Raw genomic sequence first — 15756 nt, forward strand, 5'->3', positions numbered from 1 at the left:
CATGGCTTGGGGATTAGAATGTCGCGCATTCTCTTTTGGTGACAGCGATATGACTGATCAGCGCAAAGGCAGCGATGCCGAACCCACCACGCACTTCGGTTTCAAAAACGTTCCGGAAAGCCAGAAAGCGGAAAAAGTCGCTGAGGTTTTCCATTCGGTAGCCGCCAAATACGACCTGATGAACGACCTTCTGTCGGGCGGCATGCACCGTTTGTGGAAGCGTTTCGCGATCGAACTGTCGGGCGTGCGCAGCGGTAACCGCGTGCTCGACATCGCCGGCGGCACCGGCGACCTGACTCGCAAGTTCTCCCACCTCGTTGGCCCGACCGGCCAGGTGGTACTCGCCGACATCAACGAATCGATGCTCAAGGTCGGCCGTGATCGCCTGCTCGATCTGGGTGTCGCCGGCAATGTCGAATTCGTCCAGGCCGACGCGGAAAAACTGCCATTCCCGGACAACCATTTCGATTGCGTGACCATCGCCTTCGGCCTGCGCAACGTGACGCACAAGGAAGACGCCCTGCGTTCGATGCTGCGCGTACTCAAACCCGGCGGACGTCTGCTGGTGCTGGAATTCTCCAAGCCGACCAACGCGCTGATGTCGAAGGCCTACGACGCCTACTCGTTTGCCTTCATGCCGCTGATGGGCAAGCTGATCACCAATGACTCGGAAAGCTATCGCTACCTGGCCGAATCGATCCGCATGCACCCCAATCAGGAAACCCTGAAGTCGATGATGGTCGACGCTGGTTTCGACCGCGTGACCTATCACAACATGACCGCAGGCATTGTCGCCCTGCACCGCGGCATCAAGCCCTGATGTGGCTTACCGGGCTGCTCGCCAGCGTTGAACTCGGCCTCAACCGGGTGCTGCGTCTCGACAGCACGGCGCTGCCGCGGCTGGCGCACTTGACTGGCAAAGTGATTGCCGTCGATTGCCGCAGCCCGGCGCTGCAACTGTATATTTTGCCGAGTGACGAAGGTCTGATGCTCGCTTCACAGTGGGCAGCGGACGTCGATTGCACCCTGCGGGCGCCCGCCTCCAGCCTGCTGAAACTGGCCTTGAGCAAAGACAAGACCGCGGTGCTGCATGCCCCGGAAGTCGAGCTCGATGGCGACAGCGGCGTGTTGCTGGAGCTGGCCGGCGTACTGCAGGACCTTGAGCTGGACTGGGAGTACGAACTCTCGCGCTGGCTCGGCCCGGTCGCCACGCCATTGCTCGGCGGTCATCTGCGCAGCCGCGCACGCTGGTATCGACAAGGATTTGCCAGCCTCAACCAGAACCTCGCCGAATACCTCGCCGAAGAGTCGCGCACCCTGGTCGGGCAGCGCGAAGCCGAAGCGCGGTTCAGCGAACTGGACCGGATCAAACTCGATCTGGAACGTCTCGAGGCGCGTTTCGAGCGCCTTTCCCGAACCCTCGACCCAAGCGATAACGCATGAAGCTGCTCGCCGTCCGCCGTCTGTTGCGCATCCAGCGCGTCGTGATCCGCTACCGCCTCGATGACTTGCTGTTCGATCTGCCGCTGCCCTGGTTCCTGCTGGCCGTGCGCTTTTTGCTGCCGTGGCGCTGGCTGCCGCGCAAGCCGCTGGAGCTCAACCGTGGCGCGCGCTTGCGTCTGGCGTTGCAGGATCTGGGGCCGATCTTCATCAAGTTCGGGCAGATTCTCTCGACCCGCCGCGACCTGCTGCCGGAAGACATCGCCGATGAGCTGATGCTGCTGCAGGACCGCGTGCCGCCCTTCGACTCTCAGCTGTCGATCAAACTGATCGAAGAGCAACTGGGCAAAAAAATCAGCGAAGTGTTCAGCCGTTTCGACGTTGAACCGTTGGCCTCGGCCTCGGTGGCGCAAGTGCACGCGGCGCAGCTGAAAAGCGGCGAAGAAGTCGTAGTGAAAGTAATTCGTCCGGGACTGAAGCCGATCATCGCCCAGGATCTGGCGTGGCTGTTCATCCTCGCCCGCGCCGCCGAAAAATTTTCCGCCGACGCACGTCTGCTGCACCCGGTCGATGTGGTGCAGGACTATGAAAAAACCATCTACGACGAACTCGATCTGCTGCGCGAGGCGGCCAACGCCAGCCAGTTGCGCCGCAACTTCGAAGGTTCGCAGCTGCTGTACGTGCCGCAAGTCTATTGGGACTGGTGCCGGCCGAAAGTGCTGGTGATGGAGCGCATCTACGGGATCCAGGTCACTGATCTGGCGACCCTCGCCGACCAGCGCACCGACATGAAAATGCTCGCCGAGCGCGGCGTCGAAATCTTCTTCACCCAAGTCTTTCGCGACAGTTTCTTCCACGCCGACATGCACCCGGGCAACATCTTCGTCAGCACCGTCAATCCGTGGAGCCCGCAATACATTGCGATCGACTGCGGCATCGTCGGCAGCCTGACGCCAGAGGATCAGGACTATCTGGCGCGCAACCTGTTTGCCTTCTTCAAGCGTGACTACCGCCGTGTGGCGCAGTTGCACATCGATTCGGGCTGGGTGCCGGCGGAAACCAAGCTCAACGAATTCGAAGCGGCAATCCGGACTGTCTGCGAACCGATCTTCGAAAAACCGTTAAAAGATATTTCATTTGGCCAGGTGCTGATGCGCCTGTTCCAGACCGCCCGGCGCTTCAATATGGAAGTGCAGCCGCAGTTGGTGCTGCTGCAAAAGACCCTGCTGAACATCGAAGGCCTCGGCCGCCAGTTGTATCCGGATCTGGATCTGTGGAACACCGCACAGCCGTTTCTGGAGCGCTGGATGCGCGAGCGCGTCAGCCCGAAAGCCTTGATCGGCAACGTGCAGAGCCAGTTCGAACAATTGCCGCACCTGGCCAACATGGCCCGCGACCTGCTCGAACGCATGTCGCAACCCCACGCCAAAGACCCGCCGCCACCGTGGCACAAACGCAAGGACGACTGGTTCTTGCGCTTGCTCGGCTGCGCCCATCTGGCCGGGGGCGCGATCCTCGCCGCGGGTGGTCCGTTGACCGATTGGGCGCATTGGCCTGCGGGTATCATGGTGGCGGTCGGCTTGTATCTGGTCGTTCGCCGATAGCACGATCGAGCTGCAAGTTATAAGCTGCGAGCTTCAAGCTTGACGCTACAGGCACACCGCAACCTGCTTTTACTTGCAGCTTGAAGCTCAGGGCTTGCTGCTGCTTTTCGAGATTTGAAGATGAAAAACTGGCTGGACGAGATCAAGTGGGATGCTGACGGCCTGGTGCCGGCGATTGCCCAGGATCACAAGACCGGGCGCGTGTTGATGATGGCCTGGATGAACCGCGAAGCGCTGGAACTGACAGCCGCAGAGGATCGTGCAATCTACTGGTCACGTTCGCGTGGCAAGCTGTGGCGCAAGGGCGAAGAGTCCGGTCATGTGCAGACCCTGCATGAGATGCGTCTGGACTGTGATGCCGACGTGATCATCCTGATGGTTGAACAGATCGGCGACATCGCTTGCCATACCGGCCGTCAAAGCTGCTTTTACCGTGTCTTCGAAAACGGCGACTGGAAAACGGTCGACCCGGTACTGAAAGACCCGCACGCCATCTATAGCGCAGGACACAAGCATGAGTGACACGCTCACCCGTCTGGCCGAAGTGCTCGAGGAGCGCAAAGGCGCAGCCGCCGACAGTTCGTATGTCGCCAGCCTGTACCACAAGGGGCTGAACAAGATTCTGGAGAAAGTTGGCGAAGAGTCGGTCGAAACCATCATTGCCGCCAAGGACGCCGCCATCAGCGGCGACTGCAGCGACGTGATCTACGAGACCGCTGACCTGTGGTTCCACAGCATGGTCATGCTCGCCCAACTGGGGCAGCATCCGCAGGCCGTGCTGGATGAACTGGACCGTCGCTTCGGCCTGTCCGGACACGTCGAGAAAGCCTCGCGTCCGTCCGCCTGAACAACTATTTGAGAGGAACCGCCACATGGGCATTTTTGACTGGAAACACTGGGTCGTCATTCTGGTAGTCGTGGTGCTGGTGTTCGGCACCAAGAAACTGAAAAACCTCGGCACCGACGTGGGCGAGTCGATCAAGGGCTTTCGCAAAGCCATGAACGATGACGAAAAACCGGCCGAGCCGAGCGTGACCCCTCCGGCGCAACCTGTGCCACCGGTGCAGCCGCAAACCACCGCTCAGGCCAACCCGCCGCACACCATCGACGTGCAGGCGCAGAAAGTCGAAGAGCCGATCCGCAAAGACGTGTGAGCACTGACTAATGTTTGGTATCAGCTTCTCTGAACTGCTGCTCGTCGGCCTCGTCGCCCTGCTGGTGCTGGGCCCCGAGCGTCTGCCGGGCGCTGCGCGCACCGCCGGGCTGTGGGTCGGCCGGTTGAAGCGCAGCTTCAACGCGATCAAACAGGAAGTTGAGCGTGAAATCGGTGCCGACGAAATTCGTCGGCAACTGCACAACGAGCACATTCTGTCGCTGGAACAGGAGGCACGGAAGATTTTCACCCCGGTTCACCAGGAGCCAACGCCTGTGCAGCCAGTGGCAGAGCCGACGATTCATGCGCCGACGACGCCTGCCGCAGCGGCTCCCGTTGTTGCGGCGACCGACGCAACTCCCGCAGAAACCTCGGCTGAACATGTAGCCCAAACCGCCGCGCCGACTACACCAGCGCCTCAAGACCCTACACTGCCGCCGCGAGCCCCATGAGCGATCTCCCCGAAAACGACCAGCACATGCCGCTGGTTTCGCACCTCACCGAGTTGCGCACCCGCCTGCTGCGTTGCGTGGCGGCGATCTTCATCATTTTTGCCGGGTTGTTCGCCTTCACCCAGCAGATCTACACCTTCGTCTCGACGCCGCTGCGCCAGTACCTGCCGGTCGGCGCGACGATGATCGCCACCGATGTGTCGTCGCCGTTCCTGACGCCGCTGAAGCTGACGATGATGGTTTCGCTGTTTCTCGCGATCCCGGTGATCCTGCATCAGATCTGGGGCTTCATCGCGCCGGGCCTGTACAAGCATGAAAAGCGCATCGCGGTGCCGCTGCTGGTGTCCAGCATCCTGCTGTTCTACACCGGCATGGCGTTCGCCTATTACTTCGTATTCCCGCTGATCTTCAAGTTCTTCGCCGCCGCCACCCCGGCCGGCGTGGAAATGATGACCGACATCGCCAGCTACCTCGATTTCGTCATGACGCTGTTCTTCGCCTTCGGCGTGGCGTTTGAAATCCCGGTGGCCGTGGTACTGCTGGTGTGGATCGGCGTGGTCGATGTCGCCTACCTGAAGAAGATCCGTCCGTACGTGATCATCGGCTGCTTCGTGGTCGGCATGATCCTCACCCCGCCGGACATCTTCTCGCAGACCCTGCTGGCGGTACCGATGTGGATGCTGTTTGAAATCGGCATTTTGTTCGGCGGCTTGATCAGCAAACGCGAACGCCCGGACGAAGACCCGGCCGACGATCACAACGACCAGCCACCAGCGACCCAGGCATGAACCTGCTGTTGCTCGAAGAGGCCGACTTCATTGCGGCCGACCGGGTGGTGCTGCGTGATCGCCGCCTGACCCATATGCAAGAGGTTCACCGTTCGCAGGTCGGTGACAGCCTGCGCGTCGGGCGCATCAACGGCCTGATGGGCTCGGCTGAATTATTGCGCCTTGATGCCGGCGAAGCCGAGCTGCGCGTCAGCCTCGATCAACCGCCTCCGGCCAAGCTGCCGCTGACCCTGGTGCTGGCCCTGCCGCGGCCGAAAATGCTCCGCCGGGTATTCCAGACCGTGGCGACCATGGGCGTGGCAAAGGTGATTCTGGTCAACAGCTATCGCGTCGAGAAAAGCTTTTGGCAGACGCCGTTCCTGGAGCCGGAAGCGATTCGTGAGCAGTTGATCCTCGGTCTCGAACAGGCTCGCGACACCGTGCTGCCGCAGATCATCATCGAGAAGCGCTTCAAGCCGTTCGTTGAGGATCGCTTGCCGGCCATCACTGAGGGCACACTCGGCCTGGTCGGCCATCCCGGCAACTTCCCGGCCTGTCCGCGCGCGCTGAGCGAACCGGTGACCCTGGCCATCGGCCCCGAAGGTGGCTGGATTCCCTACGAGATCGATTTGCTGGCCAAATCCGGCCTGCAACCGGTGCAACTGGGCGAACGCATCCTGCGCGTCGAAACCGCCGTCACCGCCCTGCTCGCTCGACTCTTCTAACCCACCAACCTTTTGTGGCGAGGGAGCTTGCTCCCGCTTGGGCGCGAAGCGGCCATCGTTTTTTCTCCAACAAGCAACGCAACTGTTGGTGTTACGACGGCTGCGCCGCCGAGCGGGAGCAAGCTCCCTCGCCACAGGATCACGAGCGATGGCGGAAAAGAGGCGTTACAGATTGCCATTATTCAGCCGATACAGTCCCCATAAGTCCAATTAGTGGTCCGAAGGGAGTGGTCGCATGTACCGATGGTTAGCCGAAAGTCTTGGAAACGTCAGCGTCAAACTTAAGCTGGGCATCGGTTTTGGCCTGGTGCTGTTGCTGACGCTGTTGATCACCTTCACCGGCTGGACCGGCATGAGCGGCATCATCAGCCGCGGCGACAAGCTCGGCTTCATCTCCAGCCTCAACGAGCTGACCCGAGACCTGCGCCTGGCGCGCATGGACTACGACATGCGCCGTGGCGAACAAGGCCCGGGCGCGGTTAATGAGTTCCTCAACAAACTCGAAAGCGGCCTGCAATCGGCACGCGGCATGATCGAGCAGCCGTCCGATGTGGCGATGGTCGATCAGCAACTGGCCGCCGTGGCGCAATACAAACGCGCCTTCGGCGAAATGACCCAGGCCACCGTGCAGCGCGAAGACGCGCGCAGCAAGCTCGGCGCCAATGCCGATAATGCCGTGGCCAAGGTCGGCGACGTCGAGAGCGCGCTGCTGCAAGGCGACAGCGTCGCGCAATACAACGCGGTGATCGAGCTGAGCAAATTGCTGCAGCAGGCGCGCTATCAGGTACGTGGTTATACCTACAGCGGCAAGGCTGAAGCCGAACAACCGGCGCTGACCGCCATCGACAATGCCCTGAAAAATCTCGAGAGCCTGCCGTCCCGCGTGCCGGAACAGCACATCGCTAACCTGCAGCAAGCCACCGACTCGCTCAAGGCCTACCGCGCCGCCGTTGCCCAATTCCGTGATTCGCAGATTAAGAACACCGCTGCACTGGCGAACATGTCCGCGCAGGGTGACATCCTGATGGCGCTCAGCAAGAAGCTCACCGAATCGCAAACCGTCGTGCGCGATACCGACGCGGCGCGTGCCAAGAACCTGCTGCTGATCGCCACCGCGCTGGCATTGGCCTTCGGCTTGATTGCCGCCTGGGCGATCACCCGCCAGATCATCATTCCGCTGACCCAGACCCTGAAAGTCGCCGAACGCGTCGCGGCGGGCGATCTGACTCACAACCTGGTGTCCCTGCGCCGCGACGAACTGGGCCAGCTGCAGCGCTCGATGCAAACCATGACCCAGGGCCTGCGCGAATTGATCGGCGGCATCAGCGACGGCGTGACACAGATCGCCAGCGCGGCCGAAGAACTGTCCGCGGTGACCGAGCAGACCAGCGCCGGGGTCAACAATCAGAAAATCGAGACCGATCAGGTTGCCACCGCCATGAACGAAATGGCCGCCACCGTGCAGGAAGTCGCGCGCAACGCCGAGGAAGCCTCCGAAGCCGCTGTCGCCGCTGACCAACAGGCCCGCGAAGGCGACAAGGTTGTCGGCGAAGCCATCGCCCAGATCGAGCGTCTGGCCGTTGAGGTCGGGCATTCCACCGAAGCCATGAGCGAGCTCAAGCGCGAAAGCGACAAGATCGGCAGCGTCCTCGACGTGATCAAGTCGGTGGCTCAGCAAACCAACCTGCTGGCGCTCAACGCCGCCATCGAAGCGGCCCGTGCCGGTGAGGCCGGGCGTGGTTTCGCCGTGGTCGCCGATGAGGTGCGCAGCCTCGCGCAACGCACGCAGAAGTCCACCGAAGAGATCGAAGAACTGATCGTCGGCCTGCAAAACGGCACCCAGCAAGTGGCAACGATCATGGACAACAGCCGCAGCCTCACCGACAGCAGCGTCGAGCTGACCCGTCGTGCCGGCGGCTCGCTGGAAAGCATCACCCGCACCGTGTCGGCGATTCAGGCGATGAACCAGCAAATCGCCGCTGCTGCCGAGCAGCAAAGCGCGGTAGCCGAAGAGATCAACCGTAGCGTGCTGAATGTGCGGGATGTCTCGGACCAGACTTCGGCGGCGAGTGAAGAGACCGCGGCTTCCAGCGTGGAGCTGGCGCGGCTGGGGACGCATCTGCAGATGCTGGTGGGGCGCTTCAAGGTTTAAGTGAGACCGAGGTGAGGCCATTCGCGAGCAGGCTCGCTCCCACAGGAAAAATGCATTCCAAGTGTGGGAGCGAGCCTGCTCGCGAAGGCGGTAGATCCGGCGCTGAAATTACAGCACTTGGCGCAAAAAGGCCTGCGCTCGCGGATCCTTCGGCGCCGCGAAGAACTCCGCCGGCGCGGCATCTTCCAGCAGTTTGCCGTGATCGAAAAACAACACCCGATCCGCCACTTCCCGGGCAAAACCCATCTCGTGGGTGACGCAGACCATAGTCATGCCTTCCACGGCCAGGTTCTTCATCACATCCAGCACTTCGCCGACCATTTCCGGGTCCAGCGCCGAGGTCGGCTCGTCGAACAGCATGACTTTCGGCTCCATCGCCAGCGCCCGGGCAATCGCCACGCGCTGCTGCTGGCCGCCGGACAAGCGTGAGGGAAACTCGTTGGCCTTCTGTGCAATGCCAACCTTTTCCAGCAGCGCCATGGCCTTGGCCTCGCGCTCTTTCTTGCCGCGCTTGCGCACGACTTTCTGCGCCAGGCAAAGGTTCTCCAGCACGGTCATATGCGGGAACAGGTTGAAATGCTGGAAGACCATGCCGACTTCGCGGCGGTAGGCGTTGACGTCGGTTTTCGCGTCGGCCAGTTGCAGACCGTCGATGCTCACCGAGCCGGAATCGAATTCTTCCAATCCATTGAGGCAGCGCAGAAAGGTCGACTTGCCGGAACCGGACGGGCCGATCACCACCAGCACTTCGCCCTTGGCGACCATGGTGCTGACGTTATCCACGGCACGCACCACCTGGCCCCGGGTGTCGAAGACTTTTACCAGATCGCGGACTTCAATCACTTTGCGCGAGCCTCCGCTCAAGCCGGCTGGCGATTTTCGACAGCGGCAGGTTGATCAACAGGTACAGGCCGGCCACGCAGAACAGGATTTCAAACGGCGAGAACGACGTGGTGATGACTTCCCGGCCGCTTTTCAGCAGTTCGGTGATAGCGATGACCGACACCAGTGAGGTGTCCTTGACCAGACTGATGAACTGACCGGCCAGTGGCGGCAGCACGCGCTTGAATGCTTGAGGCAAAACCACGTGACGCATCGACTGGCCGGCACTCAGACCGAGCGAACGCGCCGCCTCGTTCTGCCCGCGGGCAATCGACTGCACACCGGAACGGATGATTTCCGCCACATAGGCACCGGTGAACAGCGACAACGCGGCGATCCCGGCGAATTCGCGGGACAGGTTCATTACTGTGCCAATGAAGAAGTAGAAAATGAAGATCTGCACCAACAGCGGCGTGCCACGCACCAGTTCAACGTAAATCGTTGAAAGGTCACGCAGGGTCGGGTTGCTGGAGAGGCGGCACAGACCGGTGACCAGGCCGATCAGCAACCCGAGCACGCCGGAGACCACCGACAACCAAAGCGTGGTCCAAAGGCCCCACAACAGCGGTCCTGCTGCCCAGTGTCGGGTTACACCCACGACGTCGCCTTCAGCGACATCGTCGCCCTGAGCGAATTGCAGGCTGTTCTCGTCGACGGTCAGGTGCTGTTCGTCACCCGCGTCGTTGCGCAGCGTGACCTGAGCGCTGCTGCCCTTGCGCACCAGTTCCGTGACGGTGGAAATGTCCGCAGCGCGCTGGGTCTCTTCGGCCTGATAGGCGAAGTACTGCGGCACGCGGTTCCAGCGCCATTCGTAGGACATCAGCGACGTCGCGTAATACAACGCGCCCGCCAGGCCGACCAGCACCAGCACGGTGAGGACGTGCCAGGGCCATTGGGCTTTTTTCTGTTTCATTGCAGGTTCCGGGATTTGTGTTGCTCTGGAGGGCCTCTTCGCGAGCAGGCTCGCTCCCACAGGGAAATGCATTCCAAAGTGGGAGCGAGCCTGCTCGCGAAGGCGGCGGCGCGGTCTGTGAGACCTGCGTTATTCCATGTCCTTGAGCCACTCGGTGCTCTTGAACCACTTGTCATGGATGCGATCGTAGGTGCCGTCTTCGTGGATCTGGTGCAGGAAGTTGTTGATGAAGTTGAGGCTGTCGAAATCGCCCTTCTTCAGGCCGAAGGCCAGCGGCTCGTAGGTGAACGGCTTGTCGAGGAACACCAGTTTGCCGGCGCCAACCTTGTTCACCGCGACGACGTTGTACGGCGCGTCGTAAATGAATGCATCGGCCTTGCCATTGACCACGTCGAGCACCGCTTCCTGCTCGTTGTCGTAGCCGTGGTATTTGGCTTTCGAGATCAGTTTTTTCGCGACCATTTCGCCGGTGGTGCCGAGCTTGGAGGTGATGCGATAGTCGGCGGTGTTCAGGTCTTTGTAGGACTTGACGGTGCCTTCCAGCTCCTTGCGGATCAGCAGGGTCTGGCCGACGACGATGAACGGATCGCTGAAGTTCAGGCGCAGGTTGCGTTCCTGGGTCAGGGTCATGCCGCTGCCGATCATGTCGAACTTGTCGGTCATCAGCGCCGGAATGATGCCGTCGTAACCGGTGGAAACCAGCTCCAGCTTGACGCCCATAGCCTTGGTCATGGCCTTGAGGATGTCGACTTCGAAACCGATGATTTCGCCACGCTTGTTGGTCATCTCGAACGGCATGTAGGTCGGATCCATGCCGACTTTCAAGGTGCCGCGCTTGACCGCCTCATCGATCGCGCCGGCCTGCGCCGCATTGACTGCAACCAGTGCCGTGACGCCGACCAGCAGCATCGACAGATACTTCTTCATCTTCAAGTCCCCAAAACCATTGCGTGTGCGGCGCGAAAACCGAGAGAGGCAGGCAAAAAAGCCCAGGCGCGCCAATTCGGGGACGGATGCTAACGCACTCGTTCGTTTGCACAAGGTTTTTTGCCGGGAATTGTTGTTACTGGTCAGGCCGTAAAAGCTTTAAAAAAAAGCCCCGCGTGTGCGGGGCTTCTCTATTTACGCCGGCTGAGCCTGCAGGCTCACCGGTCGCAACGGCAGCAACGGTGCATGCGGATCGGCTTTCACCGAAGCGCGCCAGGCGTCCAGCCACTCGGCGTGACCTTCGGCCCAGACTTGCTCGTGCAGACGCGCCAACGCCACCGGGTCGCTGAGCAATTGCAGGCGATCGTGGTTGTTCAGCCCGGCCGGGCCGACCTTGATCGCGTGCCGCACACGCTCCTGACGCAGCCACTCGATCGGCTCGGCCTGACCGTGACGGGAGGTCGCCAGCGAGCACGCCAAGGCGTTCTGCTGCGGATCGACCACTGCGCGGACGAAGCCGTCGTTCAGTGCGTGCCAACGGTTTTCGTGGGTGTACTGATCGGTTGCCAGCAAGGCTTGCGGCGGATTGTATTCCTCGGGAATGAGGAACAGGCTCTCGTCGCGGGTCTTGAGGCCCAGGCCGACACGGCTGGAAATCACCGACACCGGGATCGACAGCATCAGCGAACCGACAATCGGCACCAGCCACCACAGGAAGCTCGGGTTCAGCCAGATCACCAGCAGCGCCCAGAAGAAGCCCAGCAGGGTCTGCGGGCCGTGACGCTTGACCGCTTCGCTCCACGGCGTCGAGTCGTCGTCACGCTGCGGCGAATTCCAGGTTGCCGCCCAGCCGAGGAACGCGGCCAGAACGAAACGGGTATGGAAAATCATCCGCACCGGCGCCAGCAGCATGGAGAACAGCATCTCCAGCAGCATCGACAGGGTCACCTTGAACTTGCCACCGAACTCTTTCGCGCCCTTGGCCCAGATCAGGATGATGCTCATCAGCTTCGGCAGAAACAGCAGCACGATGGTCGTCGAAAACAGCGCGATCGCCTTGTCCGGATGCCATTGTGGCCACAACGGATAGAGCTGACGCGGTTCGAGGAAGTACTGCGGTTCCATCAGCGTGTTCACCGCCAGCAGCGCCGTCGACAACACCAGGAAGAAGAACCACAACGGCGCCGACAGGTAGGACATCACGCCGGTCAGGAACACCGCGCGGTGCACCGGGTGCATGCCCTTGACCAGGAACAGGCGAAAGTTCATCAGGTTGCCGTGGCACCAGCGACGGTCACGCTTGAGTTCGTCGAGCAGGTTCGGCGGCAGCTCTTCGTAACTGCCCGGCAGGTCGTAGGCAATCCACACGCCCCAGCCGGCACGGCGCATCAGCGCCGCTTCAACGAAGTCGTGGGAGAGGATTGCACCGGAGAACGCACCTTTGCCCGGCAACGGCGCCAGGGCGCAGTGGTCGATGAACGGCTTCATGCGGATGATCGCGTTGTGACCCCAGTAGTGGGATTCACCCAACTGCCAGAAGTGCAGACCGGCGGTGAACAGCGGGCCGTACACACGGGTCGCAAACTGCTGCATGCGCGCATACAGAGTGTCCATGCCCGACGCCCGCGGCGCGGTCTGGATGATCCCGGCGTCCGGGGTGGCCTCCATCAGGCGCACCAGGCTGGTCAGGCATTCGCCGCTCATCACCGAGTCGGCGTCGAGTACGACCATGTACTTGTAGTCACCGCCCCAACGACGGCAGAAGTCGTCAAGGTTGCCGCTCTTGCGTTTGACCCGGCGACGGCGACGGCGATAGAAGATCTTGCCGAAGCCCTTGGCTTCGCGGCAGACGTCCAGCCACGCCTGTTGCTCGGCGACGCAGATGTCGGTGTCGTTACTGTCGCTGAGGACGAAAAAGTCGAAGCGATCCAGGTCACCGGTGGCCGCAACCGATTCGAACGTCGCACGCAGACCGGCGAACACACGCGGCACGTCTTCGTTGCAGATCGGCATTACCAGCGCGGTGCGTGCGTCTTTCGGGATCGGCTCGTTGCCGGCGCTTTTGCCGGAGATACGATATTTATCGTGACCGGTGAGCAACTCGAGGAAGCCCATCAACGCGGTCCAGAAACCGGCCGAGACCCAGCAGAACAGAATCCCGAAGAGAATCAGGATGCTGGTTTGCAGCGCATACGGCAGCACTTGCGTGGCGGTTTGCAGCAGCGGTTGATGCAGGACTTCTTCCAGATCGACGAACGACCAGCCCTGGTACGGCATGATGCCTTTCATGTACCAGCCGGCGACGATGGTCTGGCCGAGCATCAGCAGCAACAGAATGTAGCGACGGATCGAGCCGACCGTGCGCCAGCGCGCGGCCGGCAACACGTTGGCGTCTTTCGGCGGCTGCGGCGGATTGGTCCGGCCGGTCAGGCGGCGCCAGCCGCGCACCAGAATATTGGTGCGCCATGGCTCCGGCACAACCTTGGTCCGACGGATCGGCGGCGTAGCCTTCATGCTGACCCGGCCGCTGGCGTCGAGCACCAACATTTCTGCGTCGGCAAGTTCTTCGGCGGTGCTCAGGGTCAGGCGCTTGCCCACCGAAGCCTGGGCGGCTTCGGCAGGATCGTCGAACGTCGAGGATGACAGGCGTTCATGCAACTCGCTGAACGACTGGCAGCCGGCGAGTTCCGCGCGCTGCTCGTCGGTCATCGGCAGATGCGCCAGATACTCGGACAGAGTCTCTGGCTGTACTTGAGAGTTACTCATCGGCAGGCAACTGATAGCTCCAGGTCTCGGTCAGGACTTCTTCAGTCGGTGCCGATTCCGGTGTGGCTGGGGCCGCGTCGGCAGCGACTGGCTGCTTGGCGTCTTTGTTGGCCTTTTCCTTGGCATCTGCGGCTGGCTTGGCTTCGGCCTGTTTGGCTTCGGCGGCCTTGGCTTCCTTGTCGAGTTTTTCCTGTTGCTTGGCGGCGACCTTGTCAGCCTTGGCGACCGACGAGTTGGAGGCCGGCAGCGACGATTTGGTCAGATCAGCGGTGACGATCGGCTGAACCAGCGCGGCGCGCATCTCGGTCGCCTTGCTCGCGTCCTTGATCTTCATCCGCAGGGTCAGGCGCCAGCCCTTGGTTTCCGGGTTGTAGCGCACGCTGTTTTCGACCAGTTCGGCGTTGTCGCCGACGCTGACTTGACTGCGCACGTCGGCATCCGGTGCCAGCGCGGCCAGCGATGGACCTTCGAAGTCGACCAGGTAGGCCACGCTGCCATCGGGTTGACGGATCAGGTTCGACTGTTTGACGTCTCCGGTCGAACGCAGGGTCTGTGCCACCCAGGCGCTGTCCGGTGCGTGCAGCGCGGCTTCGTCCATGGTCCAGTGCATGCGGTAGGCGAAGTCCAGCGGCTGGCCCGGCTCCGGCATTTTTTCCGGGCTCCAGAACGCAACGATGTTGTCGTTGGTTTCGTCAGCGGTCGGAATTTCTACCAGATCGACGGTGCCCTTGCCCCAATCGCCTTTCGGCTCGATCCAGGCGCTTGGGCGCTTGTCGTAGCGGTCGTCGAGGTCTTCGTAGTGGCTGAAGTCGCGGCCACGTTGCAGCAGACCGAAACCACGCGGGTTTTCGACGCTGAAGTTGCTCACGGCCAAGTGTTTCGGGTTGTTCAGTGGACGCCAGATCCACTCGCCGTTGCCGGCATGGATCGACAGACCGCTGGAGTCGTGCAGCTCACGGCGGTAGTTAAGGACTTTCGACGGCTGGTTGGCGCCGAACAGGAACATGCTGGTCAGCGGCGCGATGCCCAGTTTGCCGACCTTGTCACGCAGGAACATTTGCGCCTTGACGTCGACAATGGTGTCGCTGCCCGGACGCAGAGTCAGTCGGTAGGCACCCGTGGCGCGCGGCGAATCGAGCAGGGCGAAGATCACCAGGTGCTTGTCGCCCGGCCTCGGCTGCTGGATCCAGAACTCGCGGAAACGCGGGAATTCCTCGCCCGACGGCAGCGCGGTATCGATTGCCAGACCACGGGCCGACAGCCCGTAGGTGTGGCCCTTGCCGACAACGCGGAAATAACTCGCGCCGAGCATGGTCATGATTTCGTCTTGCTTGTCGGCCTTGTTGATCGGGTACAGCACACGGAAACCGGCATAACCCAGTTGCTCGGTGGCTTTCGGATCGAATTTCAGGTCGCCGAAATCAAAGCGGGTCGGATCGTATTTAATCTCTTCGACGGTGTTCGTCGTGATTTCATTGATTTTCACCGGTGTATCGAAGTGCATACCCTGGTGATAGAAAGACAGTTTGAACGGCGTCTTCTTGTCCGCCCACTCGGCTTTCTCGGTGAGGAAGCGAATTTTCTGATAGTCCGCAAACTTCATTTCGCGGAATTCGTTCGGCAGGTTGCTGCGCGGGGCTTCGAACTTCTGCCCGGCCAGCTCTTTAGCCTTGGCCGATACGTCGTCAAGATTGAACGCCCAAAGCTGACCGGCGCTGAGCAGGCACAGGAGCGCCGAACCCGCTACCAGAGCACTTCGCATGCGTTTGGCAGACATTTTTGCTGCATTACAGGGACTAACAATCACGAGCAACCCTCGCCGAAAACAGATCAATAAACCAACGGCCAGATGAAGTGCCTGTGGGGTTTTCGGCTGTGAACAACCGACCTTCCAGCGCACCCTTGCCAAGTTGGCGAGCAATGTTCCGACTCCGCCGGGGCAAAATGATTCCCCAATCGGATCCAGACAAGTCTC

General features: G+C 61.3%; 15 protein-coding genes. 10 read left to right on the forward strand and 5 right to left on the reverse strand.

Annotated elements, in window-relative coordinates; translation table 11 throughout:
• The first annotated feature begins 49 nt into the window (after positions 1–49).
• The 10 genes from ubiE (at position 50) to HU755_RS09655 (ending at position 8293) form a co-directional block, all read left to right on the forward strand.
• The gene (gene ubiE / locus HU755_RS09610) at positions 50–820 is read left to right on the forward strand and encodes a bifunctional demethylmenaquinone methyltransferase/2-methoxy-6-polyprenyl-1,4-benzoquinol methylase UbiE (protein ID WP_186531921.1); all 771 of its coding nucleotides are present in this window, start codon (positions 50–52) and stop codon (positions 818–820) included.
• Positions 820–1443 carry an SCP2 domain-containing protein gene (locus HU755_RS09615; RefSeq protein WP_186631914.1) on the forward strand — a complete coding sequence of 208 codons (624 nt, stop codon included), beginning with the start codon at positions 820–822 and terminating at the stop codon, positions 1441–1443. Before ubiE ends, HU755_RS09615 begins: the two co-directional genes overlap by 1 nt.
• Positions 1440–3044 (forward strand): ubiquinone biosynthesis regulatory protein kinase UbiB, encoded by a 1605-nt coding sequence (gene ubiB / locus HU755_RS09620; protein ID WP_186631917.1) that lies wholly within the window; start codon positions 1440–1442, stop codon positions 3042–3044. The genes HU755_RS09615 and ubiB overlap by 4 nt, the downstream gene beginning before the upstream one ends.
• A gap of 120 nt (positions 3045–3164) precedes the next feature.
• Positions 3165–3566: a phosphoribosyl-AMP cyclohydrolase gene (gene hisI, locus HU755_RS09625; RefSeq protein WP_186631920.1), complete on the forward strand. Its 402-nt coding sequence runs from the start codon at positions 3165–3167 to the stop codon at positions 3564–3566.
• A complete protein-coding gene (locus tag HU755_RS09630) occupies positions 3559–3891 on the forward strand; it encodes a phosphoribosyl-ATP diphosphatase (RefSeq protein WP_007909355.1) in 333 nt (110 codons plus the stop codon). Before hisI ends, HU755_RS09630 begins: the two co-directional genes overlap by 8 nt.
• Before the next feature lie 25 nt (positions 3892–3916).
• Positions 3917–4198: a twin-arginine translocase TatA/TatE family subunit gene (locus tag HU755_RS09635; RefSeq protein ID WP_186552151.1), complete on the forward strand. Its 282-nt coding sequence runs from the start codon at positions 3917–3919 to the stop codon at positions 4196–4198.
• A 10-nt stretch (positions 4199–4208) separates the two neighbouring features.
• Complete coding sequence (gene tatB, locus HU755_RS09640; protein ID WP_186631923.1) at positions 4209–4649, forward strand: Sec-independent protein translocase protein TatB; 441 nt, start codon at positions 4209–4211, stop codon at positions 4647–4649.
• Positions 4646–5437: a twin-arginine translocase subunit TatC gene (gene tatC / locus HU755_RS09645; RefSeq protein WP_186552153.1), complete on the forward strand. Its 792-nt coding sequence runs from the start codon at positions 4646–4648 to the stop codon at positions 5435–5437. Before tatB ends, tatC begins: the two co-directional genes overlap by 4 nt.
• A complete protein-coding gene (locus tag HU755_RS09650; protein WP_186552154.1) occupies positions 5434–6141 on the forward strand; it encodes a 16S rRNA (uracil(1498)-N(3))-methyltransferase in 708 nt (235 codons plus the stop codon). The genes tatC and HU755_RS09650 overlap by 4 nt, the downstream gene beginning before the upstream one ends.
• Positions 6142–6376: 235 nt before the next feature.
• Entirely contained in the window at positions 6377–8293 is a 1917-nt protein-coding gene (locus tag HU755_RS09655; protein ID WP_186631925.1) for a methyl-accepting chemotaxis protein, read from the forward strand.
• A gap of 108 nt (positions 8294–8401) precedes the next feature.
• Here HU755_RS09655 and HU755_RS09660 read toward each other — a convergent pair whose 3' ends face one another.
• The 5 genes from HU755_RS09660 to HU755_RS09680 form a co-directional block, all read right to left on the reverse strand.
• Positions 8402–9136, reverse strand: a complete 735-nt coding sequence (locus HU755_RS09660) for an ATP-binding cassette domain-containing protein (RefSeq protein WP_186619647.1) — start codon at positions 9134–9136, stop codon at positions 8402–8404.
• Positions 9129–10088 (reverse strand): amino acid ABC transporter permease, encoded by a 960-nt coding sequence (locus tag HU755_RS09665; protein ID WP_186619648.1) that lies wholly within the window; start codon positions 10086–10088, stop codon positions 9129–9131. The genes HU755_RS09660 and HU755_RS09665 overlap by 8 nt, the downstream gene beginning before the upstream one ends.
• Positions 10089–10217: 129 nt before the next feature.
• The gene (locus HU755_RS09670) at positions 10218–11015 is read right to left on the reverse strand and encodes a transporter substrate-binding domain-containing protein (protein ID WP_186631928.1); all 798 of its coding nucleotides are present in this window, start codon (positions 11013–11015) and stop codon (positions 10218–10220) included.
• A gap of 195 nt (positions 11016–11210) precedes the next feature.
• Positions 11211–13781 (reverse strand): glucans biosynthesis glucosyltransferase MdoH, encoded by a 2571-nt coding sequence (gene mdoH / locus HU755_RS09675; RefSeq protein WP_186631931.1) that lies wholly within the window; start codon positions 13779–13781, stop codon positions 11211–11213.
• On the reverse strand, positions 13774–15558 hold the full coding sequence (locus HU755_RS09680; protein ID WP_186619650.1) for a glucan biosynthesis protein G: 1785 nt from the start codon (positions 15556–15558) through the stop codon (positions 13774–13776). Before HU755_RS09680 ends, mdoH begins: the two co-directional genes overlap by 8 nt.
• Positions 15559–15756: the final 198 nt, after the last annotated feature.

It is taken from the genome of Pseudomonas sp. SWRI111 (assembly GCF_014268555.1).
GTDB lineage: Bacteria > Pseudomonadota > Gammaproteobacteria > Pseudomonadales > Pseudomonadaceae > Aquipseudomonas > Aquipseudomonas hamedanensis.